The 22,244-nt window shown below is 62.2% G+C and carries 26 protein-coding genes; 19 read left to right on the top strand and 7 right to left on the bottom strand.

The window, feature by feature from the left end; genetic code table 11:
- Nucleotides 1-9: 9 nt before the first annotated feature.
- From J2X76_RS00905 to hemB, 3 genes are all read right to left on the bottom strand, one after another.
- Nucleotides 10-771: an arginyltransferase gene (locus tag J2X76_RS00905; protein WP_113130056.1), complete on the bottom strand. Its 762-nt coding sequence runs from the start codon at nucleotides 769-771 to the stop codon at nucleotides 10-12.
- 127 nt (nucleotides 772-898) lie between these two features.
- Nucleotides 899-1,357, bottom strand: a complete 459-nt coding sequence (locus tag J2X76_RS00900) for an RDD family protein (RefSeq protein ID WP_113130057.1) — start codon at nucleotides 1,355-1,357, stop codon at nucleotides 899-901.
- Between the two features lie 61 nt (nucleotides 1,358-1,418).
- A complete protein-coding gene (gene hemB / locus J2X76_RS00895; RefSeq protein ID WP_310212107.1) occupies nucleotides 1,419-2,468 on the bottom strand; it encodes a porphobilinogen synthase in 1,050 nt (349 codons plus the stop codon).
- Nucleotides 2,469-2,508: 40 nt separating this feature from the next.
- Between hemB and J2X76_RS00890 the strand changes: the two genes are divergently transcribed.
- Nucleotides 2,509-3,003: a DUF6163 family protein gene (locus J2X76_RS00890; RefSeq protein ID WP_310212104.1), complete on the top strand. Its 495-nt coding sequence runs from the start codon at nucleotides 2,509-2,511 to the stop codon at nucleotides 3,001-3,003.
- A 234-nt stretch (nucleotides 3,004-3,237) separates the two neighbouring features.
- A complete protein-coding gene (ldtR, locus tag J2X76_RS00885) occupies nucleotides 3,238-3,753 on the top strand; it encodes a transcriptional regulator LdtR (RefSeq protein WP_113130078.1) in 516 nt (171 codons plus the stop codon).
- A 113-nt stretch (nucleotides 3,754-3,866) separates the two neighbouring features.
- Here the strand turns inward: ldtR and J2X76_RS00880 are convergent, their stop codons facing one another.
- Entirely contained in the window at nucleotides 3,867-4,088 is a 222-nt protein-coding gene (locus J2X76_RS00880) for a hypothetical protein (protein ID WP_113130059.1), read from the bottom strand.
- 409 nt (nucleotides 4,089-4,497) lie between these two features.
- Here J2X76_RS00880 and J2X76_RS00875 point away from each other — a divergent pair, with 409 nt between their 5' ends.
- The 5 genes from J2X76_RS00875 to J2X76_RS00855 all read left to right on the top strand — a co-directional run bounded on the left by J2X76_RS00875 (nucleotide 4,498) and on the right by J2X76_RS00855 (nucleotide 9,733).
- Complete coding sequence (locus tag J2X76_RS00875) at nucleotides 4,498-5,829, top strand: murein L,D-transpeptidase (protein ID WP_113130079.1); 1,332 nt, start codon at nucleotides 4,498-4,500, stop codon at nucleotides 5,827-5,829.
- Nucleotides 5,830-6,007: 178 nt separating this feature from the next.
- The gene (gene glyA / locus J2X76_RS00870) at nucleotides 6,008-7,297 is read left to right on the top strand and encodes a serine hydroxymethyltransferase (RefSeq protein ID WP_310212097.1); all 1,290 of its coding nucleotides are present in this window, start codon (nucleotides 6,008-6,010) and stop codon (nucleotides 7,295-7,297) included.
- A 53-nt stretch (nucleotides 7,298-7,350) separates the two neighbouring features.
- On the top strand, nucleotides 7,351-7,830 hold the full coding sequence (nrdR, locus tag J2X76_RS00865) for a transcriptional regulator NrdR (protein WP_007771094.1): 480 nt from the start codon (nucleotides 7,351-7,353) through the stop codon (nucleotides 7,828-7,830).
- A 2-nt stretch (nucleotides 7,831-7,832) separates the two neighbouring features.
- Nucleotides 7,833-9,119 (top strand): bifunctional diaminohydroxyphosphoribosylaminopyrimidine deaminase/5-amino-6-(5-phosphoribosylamino)uracil reductase RibD, encoded by a 1,287-nt coding sequence (gene ribD / locus J2X76_RS00860; protein WP_310212092.1) that lies wholly within the window; start codon nucleotides 7,833-7,835, stop codon nucleotides 9,117-9,119.
- Complete coding sequence (locus tag J2X76_RS00855) at nucleotides 9,119-9,733, top strand: riboflavin synthase (RefSeq protein ID WP_310212089.1); 615 nt, start codon at nucleotides 9,119-9,121, stop codon at nucleotides 9,731-9,733. Before ribD ends, J2X76_RS00855 begins: the two co-directional genes overlap by 1 nt.
- A 3-nt stretch (nucleotides 9,734-9,736) precedes the next feature.
- Here J2X76_RS00855 and J2X76_RS00850 read toward each other — a convergent pair whose 3' ends face one another.
- Complete coding sequence (locus J2X76_RS00850; RefSeq protein WP_162732468.1) at nucleotides 9,737-10,891, bottom strand: HD domain-containing phosphohydrolase; 1,155 nt, start codon at nucleotides 10,889-10,891, stop codon at nucleotides 9,737-9,739.
- Nucleotides 10,892-11,078: 187 nt separating this feature from the next.
- Nucleotides 11,079-11,600: a GNAT family N-acetyltransferase gene (locus J2X76_RS00845; protein ID WP_310212085.1), complete on the bottom strand. Its 522-nt coding sequence runs from the start codon at nucleotides 11,598-11,600 to the stop codon at nucleotides 11,079-11,081.
- Nucleotides 11,601-11,808: 208 nt separating this feature from the next.
- Between J2X76_RS00845 and ribH the strand changes: the two genes are divergently transcribed.
- The 4 genes from ribH (at nucleotide 11,809) to J2X76_RS00825 (ending at nucleotide 16,365) form a co-directional block, all read left to right on the top strand.
- Nucleotides 11,809-12,267: a 6,7-dimethyl-8-ribityllumazine synthase gene (ribH, locus tag J2X76_RS00840; protein WP_110119610.1), complete on the top strand. Its 459-nt coding sequence runs from the start codon at nucleotides 11,809-11,811 to the stop codon at nucleotides 12,265-12,267.
- Nucleotides 12,268-12,271: 4 nt separating this feature from the next.
- Nucleotides 12,272-12,751: a transcription antitermination factor NusB gene (gene nusB, locus J2X76_RS00835; RefSeq protein WP_113131303.1), complete on the top strand. Its 480-nt coding sequence runs from the start codon at nucleotides 12,272-12,274 to the stop codon at nucleotides 12,749-12,751.
- A gap of 30 nt (nucleotides 12,752-12,781) precedes the next feature.
- On the top strand, nucleotides 12,782-14,005 hold the full coding sequence (locus J2X76_RS00830; RefSeq protein ID WP_113131304.1) for an MFS transporter: 1,224 nt from the start codon (nucleotides 12,782-12,784) through the stop codon (nucleotides 14,003-14,005).
- Nucleotides 14,006-14,223: 218 nt separating this feature from the next.
- Nucleotides 14,224-16,365, top strand: coding sequence for a sodium-translocating pyrophosphatase (locus J2X76_RS00825; protein WP_113131305.1), 2,142 nt, complete (start codon nucleotides 14,224-14,226; stop codon nucleotides 16,363-16,365).
- A 71-nt stretch (nucleotides 16,366-16,436) separates the two neighbouring features.
- Here J2X76_RS00825 and J2X76_RS00820 read toward each other — a convergent pair whose 3' ends face one another.
- Nucleotides 16,437-16,955, bottom strand: coding sequence for an outer membrane protein assembly factor BamE (locus J2X76_RS00820; protein WP_113131306.1), 519 nt, complete (start codon nucleotides 16,953-16,955; stop codon nucleotides 16,437-16,439).
- Between J2X76_RS00820 and J2X76_RS00815 the strand changes: the two genes are divergently transcribed.
- The 8 genes from J2X76_RS00815 to J2X76_RS00780 all read left to right on the top strand — a co-directional run bounded on the left by J2X76_RS00815 (nucleotide 16,876) and on the right by J2X76_RS00780 (nucleotide 22,195).
- Complete coding sequence (locus J2X76_RS00815; RefSeq protein WP_162732467.1) at nucleotides 16,876-17,178, top strand: hypothetical protein; 303 nt, start codon at nucleotides 16,876-16,878, stop codon at nucleotides 17,176-17,178. The genes J2X76_RS00820 and J2X76_RS00815 overlap by 80 nt on opposite strands.
- Nucleotide 17,179: 1 nt before the next feature.
- The gene (locus tag J2X76_RS00810; RefSeq protein ID WP_113131307.1) at nucleotides 17,180-17,731 is read left to right on the top strand and encodes a ubiquinol-cytochrome C chaperone family protein; all 552 of its coding nucleotides are present in this window, start codon (nucleotides 17,180-17,182) and stop codon (nucleotides 17,729-17,731) included.
- A gap of 6 nt (nucleotides 17,732-17,737) precedes the next feature.
- Nucleotides 17,738-18,304 carry a DUF177 domain-containing protein gene (locus J2X76_RS00805; RefSeq protein WP_310212068.1) on the top strand — a complete coding sequence of 189 codons (567 nt, stop codon included), beginning with the start codon at nucleotides 17,738-17,740 and terminating at the stop codon, nucleotides 18,302-18,304.
- 150 nt (nucleotides 18,305-18,454) lie between these two features.
- Nucleotides 18,455-19,501 (top strand): phosphate acyltransferase PlsX, encoded by a 1,047-nt coding sequence (plsX, locus tag J2X76_RS00800; RefSeq protein WP_310212065.1) that lies wholly within the window; start codon nucleotides 18,455-18,457, stop codon nucleotides 19,499-19,501.
- A gap of 20 nt (nucleotides 19,502-19,521) precedes the next feature.
- Nucleotides 19,522-20,493, top strand: coding sequence for a beta-ketoacyl-ACP synthase III (locus J2X76_RS00795; protein ID WP_113131309.1), 972 nt, complete (start codon nucleotides 19,522-19,524; stop codon nucleotides 20,491-20,493).
- A gap of 121 nt (nucleotides 20,494-20,614) precedes the next feature.
- Entirely contained in the window at nucleotides 20,615-20,953 is a 339-nt protein-coding gene (locus J2X76_RS00790; protein ID WP_007770264.1) for an integration host factor subunit alpha, read from the top strand.
- Between the two features lie 153 nt (nucleotides 20,954-21,106).
- The gene (locus tag J2X76_RS00785) at nucleotides 21,107-21,640 is read left to right on the top strand and encodes a MerR family transcriptional regulator (RefSeq protein WP_310212056.1); all 534 of its coding nucleotides are present in this window, start codon (nucleotides 21,107-21,109) and stop codon (nucleotides 21,638-21,640) included.
- Nucleotides 21,641-21,739: 99 nt separating this feature from the next.
- Nucleotides 21,740-22,195, top strand: a complete 456-nt coding sequence (locus J2X76_RS00780) for a BA14K family protein (RefSeq protein WP_310212053.1) — start codon at nucleotides 21,740-21,742, stop codon at nucleotides 22,193-22,195.
- Nucleotides 22,196-22,244 lie beyond the last annotated feature (49 nt).

Here is a 22,244-nt window from a genome sequence, read left to right as displayed (position 1 = left end):
GGGATCGTTTCAGATGTCCGTGGCGGGATCGAAGATTTCCCAGCCGCGCGGGGTCAGGTGTTCCTGCGGCTGGAAGCGGGTCTTGTAACCCATCTTCGCCGAACCCTTCACCCAGTAGCCGAGATAGACATGCGGCAGGCCGAGCGTTCTCGTGCGGGCGATGTGGTCGAGGATCATGAACGTGCCGAGCGAGCGCTTTTCATACTCGGGATTGAAGAAGGAATAGACCATCGACAGGCCGTCGCTCATCATGTCAGTGAGAGCTACGGCAAGCAGCTCTCCCTTCGCCTCGGTTCGGATGCCGGAACCCGGCTCGCGGCGGCGGTACTCGATGACGCGGGTGTTGACATGCGTGTCTTCGACCATGATCGCATAGTCGAGTGCCGACATGTCGGACATGCCGCCCCGCTGGTGGCGGTCGTCGAGATAATGGCGGAAGAGAGAGAACTGTTCGGTCGAAGGCTGCGCCGGATAGACCGTCGCGATCACGTCGCGATTGGCGGCGAGAACCCGTTTCATCGACCGCACCGGTTCGAATTCATGCGCAAGGATGCGCACGGAGACGCACGCGCGGCAGGATTCGCAGGCAGGCCGATAGGCGATGTTCTGCGAACGGCGGAAACCGCCCTGGGTCAGCAGGTCGTTCATCTCGGCGGCGCGCGGGCCGACCAGGTGAGTGAAGACCTTTCGCTCCATTTCACCCGGCAGATAGGGACAAACTGCCGGGGCCGTCAGATAGAACTGCGGTGAGGGCGTTGCCTGGGTGTTCATTGCGTCGTGGCAGTCCGGTCTTTGGTGTCGTAAATGTCATACCATGGCGCATAAAAGTAAAACGTCAACCATATGCTGCGAGAGGCAGCCGGCATGCGCCATAAACTTTTGGCCAGTGGCGTAATCGTTACGGCGTACGGACCACGACCGTGCCGAGCAACAGGTCATGCACGAGGCGAGAGCGCTCGATGAACAGGCCCGCGAGCAGAATGAGCGGCGTCAGCACGGAATTGATGATCCAGAAGATCACCGTATGCGCCATGGCGGTCAGGAAATCCATCCGCCGGCCGTCGATCCGCGCCATGGCGATCCCCATGGCGCGCATGCCGGGCGAGGCCTGGGCGGGGCCGCCGAGCGTCATCCCGAAATAAAGAAGGGCGACGATCACGAACAGGACCGGATAGAGCATGAAGCCGAGGCCGAGCGTGATGATGCCGAGGAAAAACACCACGACCGCGGCCGGAATGCAGAGCAGGAGCACGATCACGTAGTCGATGATGAAGGCGAACACCCGGCGCGAAAGAACGCCGCTATAGGCGCGCCAATCGTCCGGTGCGGCATAGGTCGGGTTCGGGTCGAGGCTCATGGTTTCAATATCTCCGGTTTCTCCCCGATGATATGGGAAGAAACCGTCCCGGCAACAAGACTCAAGCGGCTTTTGCCAGCTTCTTTGCCACGTCCACCGCAAAATAAGAGAGAATCCCGTCGCAGCCGGCGCGCTTGAAGCAGAGCAGCGTCTCCATCATGATCCGGTCGCCGTCGATCCAGCCGTTCATCGCCGCCGCCTTGATCTGGGTGTATTCGCCTGAAACCTGGTAGGCGAAGACGGGAAGGCCGAAGGCCTCCTTGATGCGCCAGCAGATGTCGAGATAGGCGATGCCGGGCTTGACCATCAGCATGTCGGCGCCTTCCTCGACGTCGAGGGCCGCATCGCGGACAGCTTCGGTGCCGTTGGCCGGCGAGATGTAATAGCTGTTCTTGTCGCCCTTCAGGAGGCCGCTGGTGTTGATCGCCTCGCGATAGGGGCCGTAGAAGCCGGACGAGAATTTCGTCGCATAGGACATGATGCCGACATCCTGGTGGCCAGCCGCGTCGAGGCCTCGGCGGATGGCGCCGATGCGGCCGTCCATCATTTCCGACGGCGCGATGATGTCGGCGCCTGCATCCGCCTGCATGACGGCCGCGCGGACGATCTGGTCGACCGTCTCGTCGTTGACGATGATGCCGTCGCGCAGGATGCCGTCATGGCCGTGGCTGGTGAACGGATCGAGCGCCACGTCGGTAATGATGCCGATATTCGGCACGGCCTTCTTGAAGGCGGCGGTCGCCTGGTTGATCAGGTTGTTGGCGACGAGGCTGTTGGAGCCGGTCTCGTCGCGCAGCTCCATCTCGATATCGGGGAAGGTGGCGATCGCCGGAATGCCGAGATCTGCCGCTTCCTTCACCGCTTCGACGGCCTTGTCGACGCTCATGCGGTTGACGCCGGGCATGGCGGCGATCGGATCGACGATGCCGGTGCCGGGCACGATGAAGATCGGCCAGATCAGGTCGTCGACCGTCAGCCGGTTTTCCTGCACCAGCCGGCGCGTCCAGTCCGCCTTGCGGTTGCGCCGCATGCGGCGATGGCCGGTGATCTCGTCGACCAGATGCGTCTTGTCCATGACTGATGTCTCCGTTCTCGTGCTTGTGGGGTCCATATCATGCGGCCGAACGATTATGAATGGGCGGGATCGCCGCATGCGTGCCGCTTGCAGGTGCTGGCGGACGGAACGTCCCGCCGTTATGGTGGCGGCCATGGAACCCGATTCACTCACGGTGCCGAAGCGCACGCTGACCGAAATTCTCTACGTGATCTTCCTGAGACTGGTTGCGGTCACCTGTTTCTGGTTCGGCCTGCAATACTGGGCCATGCTGGTCGGCTATTCGCTGAAGGGCATGGCTCGCTTCGATCTCTTGACGCTTCCCTGGAAGGTGGCGGCGTCTTCGCTTGCCGTTCTGTTTCCGGTCGCCTCGCTCGGCCTCTGGCTCACCGTCTCCTGGGGACCCGTGCTCTGGGCGATTGCGGCGATCTCGCAGGTGTCGATGTATATCGTCTGGCCGGAGATCTTCGGGCACAACCGTCTCGTCCCGCTCATGCACGGCCTCGTCGCCGCGCTTTATGTCGTGTTTCGGCTCTCCCTATGGGTCGAAGCACGCCGCAAGGCGGAGCGGGTAAGGATTGATTCACCTTGATGTTAAAGCTTTGACGGCTGGATTTGGTCGAAAAATCGCATCTAAGTAGTTGATTTGACTGACGTCGATATAGGGGTGGAGCCGGTCGGCAAAGAGCCGCGGGAATTCGAGGAAACGCGTTAAGCGCTTGTTAAGCCTATGTTTTAAGTCGAATTTTATGCGTATTGGATAGTGTCTGTCTCAAGGCGGGAAGAAAACAAACACCGCCAAACAAAACAGGATGAGGCAGTCATGATGAACACGAAACTGAAGCCGCAGGCGGTAACGGCAGTAGCAGATCCGCATGAAGAAACCATTCGCAACCTTTATATGGAGTCGCTGCATCTGGTCGAACGCCTGCATCGCCGTCTCCTCGATGTGATCAAGGACGAGTTCGACCGCCAGGGTCGCGACGACGTCAACGCCGTCCAGGCTCTCCTGCTGTTCAACATCGGCAATTCGGAACTGACGGCCGGCGAGCTGCGCTCCCGCGGTTATTACCTCGGCTCCAACGTCTCCTACAACGTCAAGAAGCTGGTCGACCTCGGCTTCATCAACCACCAGCGCTCGCGCATCGACCGCCGCTCGGTCCGCATCAGCCTGACGCCGGAAGGCCAGGCGATCGCCGAAACCGTCGGCAAGCTCTACGAGCGCCATATCGGCTCGATCGAAAAGGTCGGCGGCATCGGCGAGGGCGAGTTCTCCCAGATGAACAAGCTGCTCCAGCGCCTCGACCGCTTCTGGAACGACCAGATCCTCTACCGCCTTTGATCCACAAGAGGCTTGCGAAACACTCCATTACCTCCAGTCATGCGGTGCTACGCAAAGCGTAACGGGGCGTCGGAAGACGCGCCGTTACGCGCGTTTGCGTCAGGGTGCTGGATTCACAACGTGGCGGCCACGACCCGCCTGATTTCGGTGGTCATGCCGGAAAACAGCGAGGAGAGGTCGAGCCAGCCGTCCGGTCTGCGGCCCGTCACCTTTTCGGGCCATCCGCAGATGCCGTCCTGCTCGACATAGCCGACGCATTGCGGTGCCGTTTCATCGCGAAAATGCAGGACGGCCAGCTTGCCGGGTTCAAGCGCTTCGATCGGATGCCAGTTCAATTCTCAAATTCCTCATTTATGAGGGGTGATTTTTAATCAATCCGCTTGCCTCAGGCTTGCGACTTTTGTGTTTTGTTAAAATCGGCCTCAGAAATCTGAGACACGATCGGACTGGACGCGAGGCGTGCCGTCGAGGATATGCCGGTGATCGTGTGCGGTTCCATGGGTGTGGCCTATATGCCGCGTGAAAAAATCACCTGCCAACACGGCTTTGTGACGCGCGAGTACCTGACACGAATTGGCCATATTGCTATGGGACCCGCTGGATGCAACGGGCCGGCGGTAATTCGCGCTTTCACGACATTGCGATGACGACGAAGCCCTGCGCGGCTGCGCTAACTTTTTGCGCGTTCTTAACCATATCCCTGTAGGCGTCTCTGATGATGCTCGGGACCAGATGGGTACTATGATGTCGAAGAAGATCGGATCTGAAGCTCTTTCCCGCCGTGCCCTGCTTCGCACGGCCGTCTCTGCGGGTGCCGCCGCACTTGCTGCGCCTGCATTCGCCCAATCGGCGGTCGACGATTTGATCAATGCGCAGCGCCGCGGCACCTGGGATGACCAGTTCGACGCAAAGGCCGCATCGAGAACCGCCGTCAATGTCGTCTCCAACAACCCGGTGCTTGGCGCCGGCGGCCCGGCGAACATCCAGCAGGCGATCGTGGATTACCAGCAGATCGTCGCCAACGGCGGATGGCCCGAAGTCAATCCCGGCCAGCAGCGCCTGCGCCTCGGCGTCGTCGACCCGACCGTCCAGCAGCTGCGCCAGCGCCTGATGATTTCAGGCGACCTGCCGCGCGAAGCGGGCATGTCCTCCTCGTTCGACAGTTATGTCGATGGCGCGGTGAAGCGTTTCCAGGCCCGCCACGGCCTGCCCGCCGACGGCGTGATGGGTGAATTCACCGTCAAGGCGATGAACATTTCCGCCGACGTGCGCCTGCGCCAGCTGGGGACCAATCTGGTGCGCCTGCAGTCCATGTCCGGCGACCTCGGTCCGCGCTACGTCATGGTCAATATTCCGGCCGCCTATATCGAGGCGGTGGAGAACGACCGCGTGGCGCTGCGCACCAACGCAGTCGTCGGTCGTATCGACCGGCCGACGCACGCCATCAACTCGAAGATCTACGAGGTCATCCTCAACCCTTACTGGACCGCGCCGCGCTCGATCGTCGAAAAGGACATCGTGCCGCTGATGCGCAAGGACCCGACCTATCTGACGCGCAACAACATTCGCCTGATCGACGGCAAGGGCAACGAAGTGGCGCCGGAGACGGTCGACTGGTTCGCGCCGAAGGCGCCGAACTTCATGTTCCGGCAGGATCCCGGCAAGATCAACGCCATGGCCTCGACGAAGATCAACTTCCACAACCCGAACAACGAGTACATGCACGACACGCCCCAGCAGGGCCTGTTCAACAAGCTGATGCGCTTCGAATCCTCTGGCTGCATGCGCGTGCAGAACGTCCGCGACCTCATCACCTGGCTGCTGCGCGACACGTCCGGCTGGTCGCGCCAGGAGATCGAACGGGTGATCTCGACCCGCCAGAACAACCCGATCAAGCTTGCCGTGGAAGTTCCGGTCTATATCGTCTACATCACCGCATGGTCGGCGAAGGACCGCGTCGTCCAGTTCCGCGACGACATCTACGAGCGCGACGGCAACCAGGAACTGGCACTGCAGACCACCACCGGCATCGAGAAGCCGGCCGGCGCTGCCGACGACGACCTGCTGCCGCAATAAGGCCGGCTTCGATTTCCGTTTCCGAAAAGCCGCATCCTGCAAAGGGTGCGGCTTTTTCGTTTTCTGCGATCATCCCCGCGTCTTCGGACGCTCAAATGTCGTTCTGCGTATTGCCCTGCGAAAGGGGGAACGCTAAGACGCGACATTGCAATGCCCACCCCTTTGAGGAGCCTCGCACATGTCGAACACCGACGTCTTCTTCTCCCGCCCGCTGGCCGAATCCGATCCGGAAATCTTTGGCGCGATCGAGAAGGAACTGGGTCGCCAGCGCCACGAAATCGAGCTGATCGCATCGGAGAACATCGTTTCCCGCGCCGTGCTTGAGGCTCAAGGGTCGATCATGACCAACAAGTATGCGGAGGGTTATCCGGGCAAGCGTTATTACGGCGGTTGCCAGTTCGTCGATATCGCCGAGGAACTCGCCATCGAGCGCGCCAAGAAGCTGTTCGGCGTCAACTTCGCCAATGTCCAGCCGAATTCCGGTTCCCAGATGAACCAGGCCGTGTTCCTGGCGCTCCTCCAGCCCGGCGATACCTTCATGGGTCTCGACCTCAATTCCGGGGGGCATCTCACCCACGGTTCGCCGGTCAACATGTCCGGCAAGTGGTTCAACGTCGTCTCCTACGGCGTGCGCGAGGGCGACAACCTGCTCGACATGGACGAGGTCCAGAAGAAAGCCGAAGAGCACAAGCCGAAGCTGATCATCGCCGGCGGCACCGCCTATTCCCGCATCTGGGACTGGAAGCGTTTCCGCGAGATCGCCGACTCGGTCGGTGCCTATCTGATGGTCGACATGGCCCATATTGCCGGCCTCGTCGCCGGCGGCCAGCATCCGTCGCCGTTCCCGCACTGCCATGTCGCGACCACCACGACCCACAAGTCGCTGCGTGGGCCCCGCGGCGGCGTCATCCTGACCAATGACGAGGATCTGGCCAAGAAGTTCAATTCGGCCGTATTCCCCGGCCTCCAGGGCGGTCCGCTGATGCACATCATCGCCGCCAAGGCCGTCGCCTTCGGCGAAGCGCTGCAGCCGGACTTCAAGGACTATGCGGCCCAGATCGTCAAGAACGCCAAGGCGCTGTCCGAAACGCTGATGGCCGGCGGCGTCGATATCGTTTCCGGCGGTACCGACAACCACCTGATGCTGGTCGACCTGCGCAAGAAGAACGCCACCGGCAAGCGCGCCGAGGCGGCTCTCGGCCGCGGCTACATCACCACCAACAAGAACGGCATTCCCTTCGATCCGGAAAAGCCCTTCGTCACCTCGGGCATCCGTCTCGGCACCCCCGCCGGTACGACGCGCGGCTTCAAGGAAGCGGAATTCAAGGAAATCGGCAATCTCATCATCGAGGTTCTCGACGGCCTGAAGGTCGCCAATTCCGACGAGGGCAATGCTTCGGTTGAAGCCGGCGTGCGCGAAAAAGTCGTGGCGCTCACCGGCCGTTTCCCCATGTATCCCTACATGTGATCGAAGGGTCGCCGTTCAGGCGACCCCTTATTGCCAAGGCTCAAGGAGAGGCGATGCGCTGCCCCTATTGCGGTTCGGAAGACACGCAGGTCAAGGATAGTCGTCCGGCGGAGGATTACACCTCCATCCGCCGGCGGCGCATCTGCCCGGATTGCGGCGGCCGTTTCACCACGTTCGAGCGCGTCCAGCTTCGCGAACTGATGGTCACCAAGAAGACCGGCCGCAAGGTGCCGTTCGACCGCAACAAGCTGGTGCGCTCGTTCCAGATCGCGCTGCGCAAGCGGCCGGTCGACAACGACCGCATCGAGCGGGCGGTATCGGGTATCGTGCGCCGGCTCGAAAGTTCCGGCGAGAACGAAATCTCCTCGGAAGAGATCGGCCTGCAGGTGCTGGAGGCCCTGAAGAGCCTCGATGACGTCGCCTTCGTGCGTTACGCATCGGTCTATCGCGATTTCTCCCATGCGGAGGATTTCGAAAAGGTGATCCAGGAGATCAACGCCAAGATCGCCCGCGATCCCGGCATCGAGCCTTAGACATGACGAGCGCTGCAGAAGACCGGTGGTTCATGGCCTCGGCGCTGCGTCTGTCGCGCCTTCACACCGGCCAGACAGGAACCAATCCTTCGGTCGGCTGCGTCATCGTCAAGGACGGCGAGGTTGTCGGCTCCGCCGTCACCGCGCCCGGCGGTCGGCCGCATGCGGAAACCCAGGCGCTCGATATCGCCGGCGAAAAGGCGAGGGGAGCGACGGCCTATGTCACGCTCGAACCCTGCTCCCATTACGGCCGCACGCCGCCTTGCGCCAACGCGCTGGTCGAGGCGGGCGTCGCCCGCGTCGTCATCTCGCTGACCGATCCGGACCCGCGCGTTTCCGGCCGTGGGATCGCGATCCTGCGCGATGCCGGGATTGTCGTCGAGACCGGCCTGATGGAGGAGGAGGGGCGTCGGGCGCTTGCCGCCTACCTCACCCGCCAGACGAAGGGCCGCCCGCATGTGACTCTGAAACTTGCGGTTTCCGCCGACGGCATGCTCGGCCGGCGCGGCGAGGAAGTGTCGATCACCGGACCCGAGGCGCGGGCGCAAGTGCACCGGCTGCGGGCCGAAGCCGATGCGATTCTCGTCGGGATTGGGACGGTGCTGTCGGATGATCCGGAGCTGACCGTGCGCATTGCAGGGCTTGAAGACCGCTCACCGGTTCGCATCGTGCTGGATCGGCGGGTAGAATTGCCGCTGGGTTCCAAGCTGGTGCAAAGTGCGCGGGATGTGCCGGTGATCGTTGTGGCTGCGCCGGGTTTGGGCTCGCAGGTTGAGGATGTGGCGACACCCCCCTCTGCCCTGCCGGGCATCTCCCCCTCAAGGGGGGAGATCGAATCGCGGCGAGGTCATTCGTCCCAATTGGCATCCGATACTGGAGCGGCAAAAGAGGCAGCCGGTGTCGAGCAGGGTGCGGGCTCCTTGCCGATCTCCCCCCTTGAGGGGGAGATGCCCGGCAGGGCAGAGGGGGGTACCCCAGGGGACAAGCGCGAGAAATTGATCGAAGCCGGCGTCGAGATCATGGACGCCACCGAGCTCGATGTCCTCCTGGCGGTTCTCGCGGTTCGCGGCATGTCCTCGCTTCTGGTCGAGGGCGGTGCGACCGTGGCGAAAGCCTTCCTCGACGCAAACCTGGTCGATCGCATTCTCCTTTTCCAAGGCACCGGCACCGTCGGCGAAGGCGGGCTTGAATCGCCGCTGACGCCATCCGATATGCCGACAGGATTTAAGCTCGTCCGCGAGGAAAGCTTCGGGCCCGACCGCTGTTTCGAATACGAAAGAGGTTTCTGATGTTCACCGGAATTGTCACCGATGTCGGCACGGTCGCGGCGACGACGCCGATGGACGAGGGCGTCAAGCTCAGGATCGCCACCAATTACGACCCGAAGACCATCGACATGGGCGCCTCGATTTCCCACGGCGGCGTCTGCCTGACGGTCACCAGGCTGCCGGAAGCCGGCAGCAACGAGCGCTGGTTCGAGGTCGAGGCCTGGGAAGAGGCGCTGCGCCTGACGACGATCGCCGCCTGGACCGAGGGCACGCGCGTCAACCTCGAACGGGCGCTGAAGATCGGCGACGAACTCGGCGGCCATATCGTCTCCGGCCATGTGGACGGCAAGGCGGAAATTCTCGGCATCGAACATGAAGGCGAGGCGGTACGCATCCGTCTTCGCGCGCCTGAAGCGCTTGCCCGCTTCGTCGCGCCGAAAGGCTCGGTCGCGCTGGATGGCACGTCGCTGACGGTCAATGCCGTCGAAGGCGCGGATTTCGACGTTCTTTTGATCCGCCATACGCTCGCGGTCACCACCTGGGGCGATCGCAATGCGGGCGATTTCGTCAATTTCGAAGTCGATACGATGGCGCGTTACGCGGCGCGGCTCGCGGAATTCCCAGCCAAGGGCTGAGGTTTACGCCGCATCTTTGAAGTTGCGGTGGATCTCCTCGAACTTCGGCGCGATCCTGGCAAAGATCTCGACGAGACCGGGATCGAAATGCGTGCCGCTGTCCCGGATGATGATGTCGACGGCATCGTTGTGCGGCATGGCCGGCTTGTAGATCCGTTCCGAGACCAGCGCGTCGTAGACGTCGGCGATCGCCATGATCCGCCCGCCGATCGGAATATCCTCGCCTCGCAGGCCCTGGGGGTAGCCCGTGCCGTTCCATTTTTCATGATGGGTATGTGCGATTTCCTTGGCGAGGCTGAGGAAGGGTGTCGAGGATCCCATATAGCGTTCGGCGGTGGCGATCGCCGCCCGTCCGAGTTCCGCATGGGTCTTCATCACCTCGAACTCCTCCGGCTCGAGCCTGCCCGGCTTCAGGAGGATATTGTCGGGAATGCCCACCTTGCCGATGTCGTGCAGCGGTGCGGACTTGTAGAGGAGGTCGATCACCTCGTCGCTCAGTTGCCCGCAATAGGGCTCGTATTCTTTCAGCGCCTCCGCGAGCGCCCGCACATACTGCTGGGTCCGGCGGATGTGATTGCCGGTCTCGTGGTCGCGGGTCTCTGCGAGCGAGGCCATGGCGAGGATCATCGCATCCCGTGCCCGTGCCGCCTCTTCCTTGGCGGCCGCGAGCGAATTGATCAAGGCGACATTGGTCATGGCGACGGCGGCGCTGTGGGCGATCTGCTGCAGAAGCCGGATGGCGTCCGCCGATGGGCGTTCGGCTTTCGCCCAGTAAGCGCCGATCGCACCGATCGGATCGTCTTCCCGCACCGGCACCATCACGAGGCTTTTTACGAAGGTCGGACTGTAGGCGGCATGCGGGATGCGGTCGTCCTTGTAGATGTCCTCGATGACGACCACTTCGGCATGCTGCATCGCCCAACCGGAAATGCAGGTCTCCATCGGAAAACGCTGGCCTTTCCACAGCGGCGAAATGGCGTCCTCGTCCGCGTAGTAGCATTTGCCGCCGTCGCGAATGACGAAGGTCACTCCGTCGGCACCGATGAGGCCGCGGGCGGACTGGCGGACCACCGCCATGATTTCGTCGAGGCCGCGCGCCATCGACATCCTCAGGATGAGGTCTTCCATGCCACCGGACGAAAGAGGGTGCTGTTTCACGAATGCGTCCATATGGTTCTCGATGATATAGGTCTGTCTATATCGCAACTTCCTAATAAAACAGAAAGCTGAAACGGGAATCGGGCTATTCATGCAACTTCCGGAATATTCTGGTTGAGCTTTTCCGGAATGCAGTCGCCGGCCATGTTCTGCATTCGATGGTTGCGGAAAGGTGAACGTCCGGCTGTCAGTTTTCGCGTGCCAGCACCAGGATCGGGCCATGGTAGTCGGCGCGGGCGAACTCGCGGAAGCCGAGTTTCGCGGCGACCCTGAGCGAGGCGGCATTTTCGGGGCTGATGATGCAGGTCATCCTGTGGTCGGGGAAATGGGCCTTGCCCCAGGAGATCATTGCGGTGACCGCTTCGGTCGCGTAACCGCGGCCATGGACGGAAGGGACGAGCGCCCAGCCGGTCTCCAGCGTCCCTTCGATCGAAGGTTGGAACTCGCGGCGCATGTCCTGGAAACCGGCTTCGCCAAGGAGGCGGCCGGTCCCCTTTTCCTCGATCGCCAGGAAGCCGAAGCCCATCAGATGCCACAAACCGGCGACACGCAGCATGCGGCTCCAGCTGTTCTCGCGTGAAATGGGGCTTCCGGTGATGAAGCGCACCACGTCCGGATCGGCCCAGATGGCGGCATAGTCGTCGAAGTCCTCCAGCCGGTGCGGACGCAGGATCAGCCGTTCGGTTTCGAGGGTCGGGACAATGGTCATGGCGGGCTCCGGGCGGTGGCGGCGATACCGGTCTACGTCGTTGCTCGCCCAGCTATTCCCGATTCGCATCGCTGCGTTCAGCGAAAATTGCTTGCCATTCCCCTCAGGGCATGTTTTGACCGCCACCTGCCCGAGACCCATATGCCTTTCGGCCCGCCTTGAAGGCGATACGAGGTCATGCGGGGCCGATTTTGAACGAAGGTGAACCATGTCACGCGAAACCGCTCCACATCTCCTCGTCGTCGAGGCGCGTTTCTACGACGATATGTCCGATGCGCTGCTCGAAGGCGCAACTCATGCTCTGAAAGAGGCGGGGGCGACCTATGACGTGGTCACCGTTCCGGGCGCGCTGGAAATCCCGCCGGCGATCGCCATGGCGCTCGATGCGTCGGAGGAGGGCGGTACCGACTATGACGGCTTCGTCGCGCTCGGCATGGTCATCCGCGGCGAGACCTATCACTTCGATATTGTCTCGAACGAATCCTCGCGTGCACTGATGGACCTCGCCGTGTCGGAATCGCTGGCGATCGGCAACGGCATCCTGACCTGCGAGAACGACGAACAGGCCTGGGCCCGCGCCCGCCGTTCGGACAAGGACAAGGGCGGTTTTGCCGCCCGCGCTGCGCTGACCATGATCGCGCTGCGTGAAAAGCTGAACGGCGGTTGATTTGATGGCGAAGGAAGGCGAACACCCGGTGAAACCGGCCAACCAGCGCGGTGCAGCCCGCCTGGCGGCGGTGCAAGCACTCTACCAGATGGATGTCGGCGGGACCGGCGTGCTGGAGGTCGTGGCGGAATACGAGACCCACCGTCTCGGCCAGGAACTCGACGGCGACACCTATCTGAAGGCCGACCCCTCCTGGTTCCGCTCGATCGTTGCCGGCGTGGTGCGCGATCAGGTGAAGATCGACCCGCTGATCCGCTCCTCCTTGCAGGAAGACTGGCCGCTATCGCGCCTCGATTCGACGCTGCGCGCCATCCTGCGCGCCGGCACGTTCGAGCTCCTCGAGCGCAAGGACGTGCCGATCGCCGTGATCGTCACCGAATATGTCGAGATCGCGCACGCCTTCTTCGGGGAGGAAGAGCCGCGCATCGTCAACGCCGTCCTCGACCGCATCGCCAAGCAGGTACGTGGCGAAGCCAAGAAATAAGAAGCCAACGACAATTCAGGGTAGGGCAGCATGGACGGCGCAGTGGACGGTCTTCAGACACAGATGAAAACCGCCCGGCGCAGCGTCGCGCTGCTTGCCGGTGCCCAGGCGGTCCTCGGTTCGGCGCCGCCTCTGGTTTTCGCGCTCGGCGGCCTCGTCGGCTACCAGTTGCTCGGCGACGACAAGTCGCTGGCGACCGCGCCCTTGACAGGTTTCAACGTCGGCATGGCGGCAGGCGCCGTCGCGGTTGCGATCGCCTCCCGGTTCCTCGGCCGCAAGGCGAGCTTCATGCTGGGCTCGATCGTCGGAGCGCTCGGCGCCGCCACCGCGGCAATCGCGCTTTTCCATTCCAACTTCTGGCTTTTCGCGGTCGGCCTGCTTCTGATCGGGCTCTGCAACGGCTTTACCCAGAAGATTCGCTTTGCCGCGGCCGATGCGTCACCCTCCTTCTACAAGCCGAAGGCGATCTCCTGGATCCTTGCAGCGGGCATCGTCTCGGCGGTGCTCGGACCGCAGCTTGCGATCTGGACCAAGGACCTTCTGTCGCCGGTCCTGTTTGCCGGGGCCTTCGTGGCGGTCATTCCGCTTTATCTGGTCGCCCTGGTGATGCTGTCGCCGCTGAAACTGCCGCAGATGACCGGCGGTCCGACGGCCGCGGCGCCGGCCCGCCCGCTCGGTGAGATCGTCGTCACCCAGCGGTTCCTGACCGGCATGATCTGCGGCATTTCCTCCTATGCGCTGATGACGTTCATGATGACCGGCGCGCCACTTGCCATGGTGATCGGCTGCGGTTTCCCGTCGGAAATGGCCACCCTCGGCATCCAGTGGCACGTGCTCGCCATGTTCGCGCCGAGCTTTTTCACCGGCATGCTGATCTCCCGCTTCGGCGTCGAGAAGATCGTCGCCGCCGGCCTGCTGATCCTGATGGGCTGCGCCGTGATCGCCCATATGGGTATTGCGCTTTGGAATTTCTGGGGTGCTCTGGTGCTGCTCGGCGTCGGCTGGAACTTCGCCTTCATCGGCTCGACGGCGATCGTTGCCTCCAGCTACCGCCCCCACGAGGCCGACAAGGTGCAGGGTTTCCACGACATCATCCTGTTCACCACGGTGGCGCTCTCCTCCTTCTCCTCCGGCAAGGTGTTTACCGCCTATGGCTGGTCTTTCATGAACCTGATCATCTGGCCGGTGACGATCGTCTGCCTCGGTCTGGTTCTGGCGCTGATGTTCAAGCGCTCTTCCGTGAAATCCGCCTAGAGTCTTGTCCCTTCGGGGCTTGACGCCAATTCATCTCCACCGCAATCTCCCGTCCGCGTGGACGATCCCGGAATTCTTGGGAGGGGAGCGGTCGTCGGCGCGGAATGCGCACTATGGAGTGCTGCGGCGGTTTTGCTCATCCCGTGGGTGTGTGCCGTCGCAGGGCGTGCATGGCCGGAGGGTATGGACCACCCGGCGCTAAGGGAGAGGAAAAGCGAATGACCGTAATTATGGGTGTGATCGTATGCGGTTTGCTATCGATCATTTATGCCGTGTGGGCGACGCGTTCCGTGCTGGCTGCCGACCAGGGCAGTATCCGCATGCAGGAGATCGCCGGATATATTCGTGAGGGCGCGCAGGCCTATCTGACGCGCCAATATATGACCATTGCTATTGTCGGCGTCGTCGTGACGATCCTCGCCTGGCTGCTTCTGTCCGGCACTGCTGCGATCGGCTTCATCATCGGCGCCGTTCTTTCAGGTGTTGCCGGCTTCATCGGCATGCACGTTTCGGTCCGCGCCAACGTGCGCACGGCGCAGGCTTCTTCCCAAAGCCTTGCGGCCGGTCTCGATATCGCTTTCAAATCCGGCGCCATCACCGGCATGCTGGTGGCCGGCCTCGCTCTCCTCGGCGTCTCGATCTATTACTGGATATTGACGGCTGGCCTCGGTCATCCGAGCGGCTCGCGCGAAGTCATCGACGCGCTCGTCGCGCTCGGCTTCGGCGCTTCGCTGATCTCGATCTTCGCCCGTCTCGGCGGCGGCATCTTCACCAAGGGCGCCGATGTCGGCGGTGACCTCGTCGGCAAGGTGGAAGCCGGCATTCCGGAAGACGACCCGCGCAACCCGGCGACCATTGCCGATAACGTCGGCGACAATGTCGGCGACTGCGCCGGCATGGCCGCCGACCTGTTCGAGACCTATGCGGTCTCCGTCGTCGCCACCATGGTGCTCGCGGCGATCTTCTTCGCCGGCGCGCCGATCCTTGCAACCGTCATGGTCTATCCGCTGGCGATCTGCGGCGCCTGCATCATCACCTCGATCATCGGCACCTTCTTCGTCAAGCTCGGCTCCAACGGCTCGATCATGGGCGCGCTTTACAAGGGCCTGATCGTCACCGGCCTCCTGTCGATTCTCGGCCTTGGCGCGGCGACCTCGCTCACCATCGGCTGGGGCACGATCGGCACCGTCGCCGGCAAGCCGATCACCGGCACGGCCCTGTTCATCTGCGGCCTGCTCGGCCTCGTGGTGACGGCGCTCATCGTCGTCATCACCGAATATTATACCGGCACCAACAAGCGCCCGGTGAACTCGATCGCCCAGGCCTCGGTCACCGGCCACGGCACCAACGTCATCCAGGGCCTTGCGGTCTCGCTGGAATCGACCGCCCTCCCGGCCATCGTCATCGTTGGCGGCATCATCGCCACCTACCAGTTCGCCGGCCTGTTCGGCACCGGCATCGCCGTCACCACCATGCTCGGCCTTGCCGGCATGATCGTGGCGCTCGACGCCTTCGGTCCGGTCACCGACAATGCCGGCGGCATCGCCGAAATGTCTCACCTGCCGCCGGAAGTGCGCAAGTCGACCGACGCGCTCGACGCCGTCGGCAACACGACCAAGGCCGTCACCAAGGGTTATGCGATCGGCTCGGCCGGCCTCGGCGCGCTGGTCCTCTTTGCCGCCTATTCCAACGACCTGCAGTATTTCGCCGCCAATGCGGCGCAGTATCCCTATTTCCAGGGCGTCGGTGAAATCTCCTTCAGCCTCTCCAATCCTTACGTCGTCGCCGGCCTGATCTTCGGCGGCCTCATCCCCTACCTGTTCGGCGGCATCGCGATGACCGCCGTCGGCCGCGCCGCGGGCTCGATCGTCGAGGAAGTGCGCAAGCAGTTCCGCGAAAAGCCGGGCATCATGGAGGGCACCGAAAAGCCGGATTACGGCCGCGCCGTCGATATTCTCACCCGGGCCGCCATCCGCGAGATGGTGGTGCCGTCGCTCCTGCCGGTGCTGGCGCCGATCGTCGTCTATTTCGGCGTTCTGCTGATCTCCGGCGGCAACAAGGCATCGGCGTTTGCGGCACTCGGCGCATCGCTGCTCGGCGTCATCGTCAACGGCCTCTTCGTGGCGATCTCCATGACCTCGGGCGGCGGCGCCTGGGACAACGCCAAGAAGAGCTTCGAGGACGGTTTCGTCGACAAGGACGGCACCCGTCACATGAAGGGTTCCGAGGCCCACAAGGCATCGGTTACCGGCGACACCGTCGGCGACCCGTACAAGGATACGGCCGGCCCCGCCGTCAACCCGGCGATCAAGATCACCAATATCGTGGCGCTTCTGCTGCTGGCGGTTCTTGCCGGCTGATCGCAGCCTGCAAGCCAACAAAAAGCCCGCGGGGAGCGATCCTCGCGGGCTTTTGTATTCGTATCCTGTGCTTATTTGCCGAAGCCCGACAGGATGCTGCGTGCTGCTGCCCCGCCGGCACCGGAACCGCCGCCGGAAAGCAGCTGCTGCAGGAATGTGAGATCGCGGCCGCCGGTCGGCGTCGTGCGCGAGATCGTGTCGAACACCTTGCCGTCCTGCATCGTATAGTTGGCGCGACGGGCAACGACGCCGTCCTTGTCGAAATAGATGGCGAGCACCGTCTGATCGACGATCTTCGGCTTCATGAAGGCCGCGGCGCGCTCGCGTTTCTGAGAGATGTAATAGAACACCTCGGTATCGAAGGTCGCGGTCGTCGAGGGCGTGCCCATCGTCAACATCACCTGCTCGCGGCTCGACCCGACCGGAATGAGTTCCAGCGACTTCTGGTCGACCACGTAGCCGTTATACATGGTGTCGCCGATATTCATGGACGTGCAGCCCGAGACGGTGATGGATGCGACGACCATCGCCATCGCGGTTTTACTCAAGAATGTCATCTCGTATCCGAAAACCCGCTTGTTCAACGGCATCCCCCAAACTCAACCTGCCCCTGCTGATCCTACCATTGTGGCTATTCAGGGACATAAGACCAATCCCGACCCGGATGTTGAGGCCGCAAAGATCCCAGCCCGTTCGCTCATCCGGCGGAACGGCATTGCAATTCGTGCATGCTTCGGTAAACCAGCTTTCGTTTCCATGCAACATGGCCGGCGGCTGGCTGGGGCGTTCCTGGAGGCAAATAACGGGAATTGAGATGATCTTCGGCCTTTTCAAGAAGAAAAACCAGAACCACGCGATCATCGACCGCCAGTACTCGACCCTGACGTCGATGGCGCGCGTGCCGTTCTTCTATAGCGATCTGGATGTCCCGGACACGGTCATGGGCCGTTTCGAGATGCTTTCGATCGTGATGATCCTGTTCTTCCGGCGGACGGCGAAATCCGATTCGAGCGGCCAGGAACTGGCCCAGGAGATCGTCGACGCCTTTTTCCAGGATATCGACCATTCGATCCGCGAGCTCGGGATCGGCGACCAGAGCGTACCGAAGCGCATGAAGAAGCTGGCGGGCATGTTCTACGGCCGGGTAGAGACCTATGCCTCCGCCCTCGAAGGCAAGGACGGCGAGGCGCTTGCCGCCGCTCTCCGGCGGAATATCTATCCCAAGACGGAGGATGGGCCCGCGATGCGTGGCCTGGCGGACTGGATGCTGGTTGCGGAGGCGGCGCTGGCCGGCGTTTCCGAAGATGATATTTCTCGCGGGCAAGCGGTTCTGCCCATGCCGGGTCCGCTGCCGCGAGAAGAGTGAGGTTTCATGAAGAATGACCATGGCGGAGGCGAAAGGCCTCCCTTTTCCTATCCCGTCAAAGTCGGAAACATCTCCGCCAATGCGGTGACCGTGAAGCTGGAAGCCGATGCGCGCGAACTCGAGGGTCTCGCAAGGCTTTGGCAGGTCGTTTCCGTCGGTTCGTTGAAGGCCGAATTGCAGATCGCCCGCTGGAAGAAGGACGGCGTGCGCGTCAAGGGGCGTGTCGAGGCCGATATCGTCCAGTCCTCCGTCGTCACGCTGGAACCGGTCGCATCGAAGATCGACGAGGAGTTCGAGCAGATCTTCGTGCCCGAAGGGTCGAAGCTCGCCCGGATCGTCACCGGCGATACGGCGGAAATGGTGCTCGATCCCGAAGGTCCCGATCTTCCCGAAATGTTTACCGGCGATACGATCGATGTCGGTGAGGTGGTGGCTGAATTCGCGGCGCTTGCGATCGATCCCTATCCGCGTGAAGCGGGCGCGGAATTTACCGATCACCTGGAAGGCGATGCGGATGAAAAGTCCGGACGCCCCAATCCCTTCGCCGTCCTTAAGGACTGGAAAAAGGATTGAGGACGGGTTGTAAGCGGCAACAAAAACTATATTTTGGCCACGATTTCGCCGACACGGCCCCGCATGAGGAGCGAAGGGCCGCTGGAGACGTAAGAACTGGCGCATATGCCGATGGGCAGTGCGTTCGGCGAAGATAAGGATCAGGGACGCGTGATCAGAATTTCTATCGATGCCATGGGTGGCGATTTTGGTCCCGAGGTCGTCATTGCCGGTGCCGCCAAGGCATTGGAACGCCATCCGGACGTGAACTTCCTCATCTACGGCCTGAAGGCTCAGTGCGAACCGGTGCTGGCGAAATATCCCAAGCTGCGGGACAGGTCCGTCTTCCACGAATGCGAACTCGCCGTCAGCATGGACGAGAAGCCGAGTGCCGCCCTCCGCCGCGGGCGCTACGTCTCGACCATGTGGCGGTCGATCGAGGCGGTGAAGCTCGGCGAAGCCGATGTCACCGTGTCCGCCGGCAATACCGGTGCGCTGATGGCCATGGCCAAGTTCTGTCTGCGCACCATGGCCAATATCGAGCGCCCGGCGATCGCCGGCATCTGGCCGACCCTCAAGGGTGAGAGCATCGTCCTCGATATCGGCGCGACGATCGGTGCCGATGCCCAGCAGCTTCTCGATTTCGCCATCATGGGCGGCGCCATGGCGCGCTCCCTCTTCGAGGTGGACCGGCCGACCGTCGGGCTTCTGAACGTCGGCGTTGAAGAGGTGAAGGGTCAGGAAGAGGTCAAGGAGGCCGGGCGGCTGATCCGCGAGGCCAACCTGCCGACGATCGCCTATCATGGTTTCGTCGAAGGCGACGATATCGGCAAGGGCACCGTCGATGTGGTGGTGACCGAAGGTTTCACCGGCAATATCGCGCTGAAGGCGGCGGAGGGCACGGCCCGGCAGATCGCCACGCTTCTGCGCGAATCGATGTCGCGCACGCTGCTGGCCAAGATCGGTTATCTTCTCGCCAAGCCGGCCTTTGACAGGCTGCGCGAGAAGATGGATCCGAACAAGGTCAATGGCGGCGTTTTCCTGGGCTTGAACGGCATCGTCATCAAGAGCCATGGCAGCGCCAATGCCGATGGTTTTGCTGCCGCGATCGATGTCGGTTATGACATGGCACGCAATGATCTCAACGCGAAGATCCGGCAGGATCTGGCAATTTACCATGCCCGTCGCCAGCCCCCGGCTGGCCCTGAAGCGGCATGACGACAGGATGTGAGTTAAGAATGATCCGTTCAGTGGTTCGCGGTTACGGGGCAGCGCTCCCGAAGCGGGTAGTGACCAATCGCGAGTTGGAAGACACCGTCGAGACCTCCGATGAGTGGATCGTGCAGCGCACGGGCATTCGTCAGCGCTACATTGCCGGCGAGGGCGAGACGACCGCTTCGCTCGGCGAGCAGGCGGCGCGCGCCGCCCTCGACAATGCCGGGCTGACGCCCGACGACATCGATCTGGTTCTGGTCGCCACCTCGACGCCCGACAACACCTTTCCGGCCACCGCCGTCAATATCCAGAACCGTCTGGGCATGACGCATGGTTATGCCTTCGACCTCCAGGCGGTCTGCACCGGCTTCGTCTACGCGATGGCGACCGCCGACCTGCATATCCGCGGCGGCATGGCAAAGCGCGTGCTGGTGATCGGCGCCGAGACCTTTTCCCGCATTCTCGACTGGAAGGACCGCACCACCTGCGTGCTTTTCGGCGACGGTGCCGGTGCGCTGGTGCTGGAAGCGGCGGAAGGCGAGGGGACGATCGCCGACCGCGGCGTGCTGACCGCCCATCTGCGCTCCGACGGCTCGCACAAGGACAAGCTTTATGTCGACGGCGGCCCATCCTCGACGGGCACGGTCGGGCACCTGCGCATGGAGGGCCGGGAGGTCTTCAAGCATGCGGTCGGCATGATCACCGACGTGATCGACAGCGCGTTCGCCGCGACCGGCACGACGGCAGACGATCTCGACTGGCTGGTGCCGCATCAGGCCAACCGCCGCATCATCGACGGGTCGGCGAAAAAGCTCGGCATTCCCTCCGAAAAGGTGGTCGTGACAGTCGACCTGCATGGCAATACTTCGGCGGCATCGATTCCCCTGGCGCTTTCGGTTGCCGCTTCCGACGGGCGCATCAAGAAGGGTGATCTCGTCATGCTCGAAGCCATGGGCGGCGGTTTCACCTGGGGCGCGTTGCTGGTTCGCTGGTAGGGCGGCAAGGATAGGCCGAAACGTAAATAAGCGATTGAGCACAGGTGCTTGACCCTCGCGCTCAAGCAAAATACTGTCTATCGGCTTTGATAAGATCAATTTCGAAAATTGGGCGGGGATCATGGCCGGCAAGACAGTAACACGCGCGGATCTGGCGGAATCGGTGTTCCGCAAGGTCGGGCTTTCGCGGACGGAATCGGCCGAGCTCGTCGAGACGGTCATAGACGAGATCTGTAACGCGATCGTCAGGGGCGAGGTGGTCAAGCTTTCCTCTTTCGCGACCTTCCAGGTCCGTTCCAAGAACGAACGTATCGGCCGCAATCCGAAGACCGGCGAGGAAGTGCCGATCTCTCCCCGCCGCGTCATGACCTTCAAGGCTTCCAACGTATTGAAGAGCCGTATCCTCAAGGCGCACACGGCGCGCAAGGCCAAACTGAAGCCCGCAAGCCCGGTTGCCTGAACAGCCGCGACCTTTCCGCAATCCTGTGAACATGCTTGAATCTCCCGGCTTAAACCGTTGAGATATGCCCGATTCGGCGCATAATTCGCGCATATATCGGAGGCTATGAGTCTGCCCTTGGGGCTGGGCCGCCTGCCGTTTGGAGTGTGACCCTTGGAGAAGAGCCCGGACGCCTTTCGTACCATCAGCGAGGTCGCCGACGACCTCGATCTGCCGCAGCATGTTCTGCGTTTCTGGGAGACGCGTTTCCCGCAGATCCGGCCGATGAAGCGCGGTGGCGGGCGGCGTTATTATCGCCCGGAGGACGTCGATCTCCTGAAAGGCATCCGCCACCTGCTCTACGATCACGGTTACACCATAAAAGGCGTGCAGAAGCTTCTGAAGACGAACGGCAACAAGTTCGTCTCGGCGATCGCGTCCGGCGATCTCGCCACGATGGAAGCGATCATGGCGGCAAACAGCGAAAAGCAGGTCGAGCCGAAGATCAGCACGGCCGAAGAGGATCAGATCGTCGGCCGCCCCAAGGTGAAGCCGAGCGGCCGCTTCTTCGGTTTCGGCGCCTCCCATGACGAGGAGATGGAAGTGTCGATCGGCAAGTCCAGCGTCGGCAAGGAAGACCGTGCCCTGTTGCAGGAAGCGTTGTTCGATCTCCTGGAATGCAAACGCCTCCTGGATCAGGTTCGTTAATCCAACTCGCGGCAATGTTAAGCAAAATTTACCATTCACCTCTGGTTCAGGAGAAATGGAGGATCATTTCTTCATAAGGAAAATCAGAGGAGGTGAATCATGAAGAAAAAGCTCGCCGTCGCCGTTTTATCCCTGATTACGGCTTTTAGCGGCATCGCTCCCGCCCAGGCCTTCCCGTCGATCAGCGCCCCGCGGCTCGAGGCATCTCGCGATGTCCAGCAGGTGCAGTACTACTGGCGCGATCGCGGAGATTGGGGAGGGCGACGCTATTATCGCGACCGTTATGATGGCGACCGCTACTATCGCCGCCATCGCCGTGGCCCTGATGCCGGTGCGATCATCGGAGGGCTTGCCCTTGGCGCGATCATCGGCGGAGCGCTGGCCCAGCCGCGCTATACGCCAAGATATGCGCCGCGTTATTACGGACCCCGGCGTTACGTGGGCGGCAATGCCCATGTGAACTGGTGTTATGCCCGCTACCGGTCCTACAGGGCCTACGACAACACGTTCCAGCCCTATTACGGTCCGCGCCAGCAGTGCTACTCGCCTTATTGAGGTCGCGTTCCCAGCCGGCGAGAATTCTGCCCGCCCTGCCGGCTCCGGC

This window comes from Neorhizobium sp. 2083 (assembly GCF_031455615.1).
Lineage (GTDB): Bacteria > Pseudomonadota > Alphaproteobacteria > Rhizobiales > Rhizobiaceae > Neorhizobium.
This window is presented reverse-complemented; position numbering and strand designations above follow the sequence as displayed.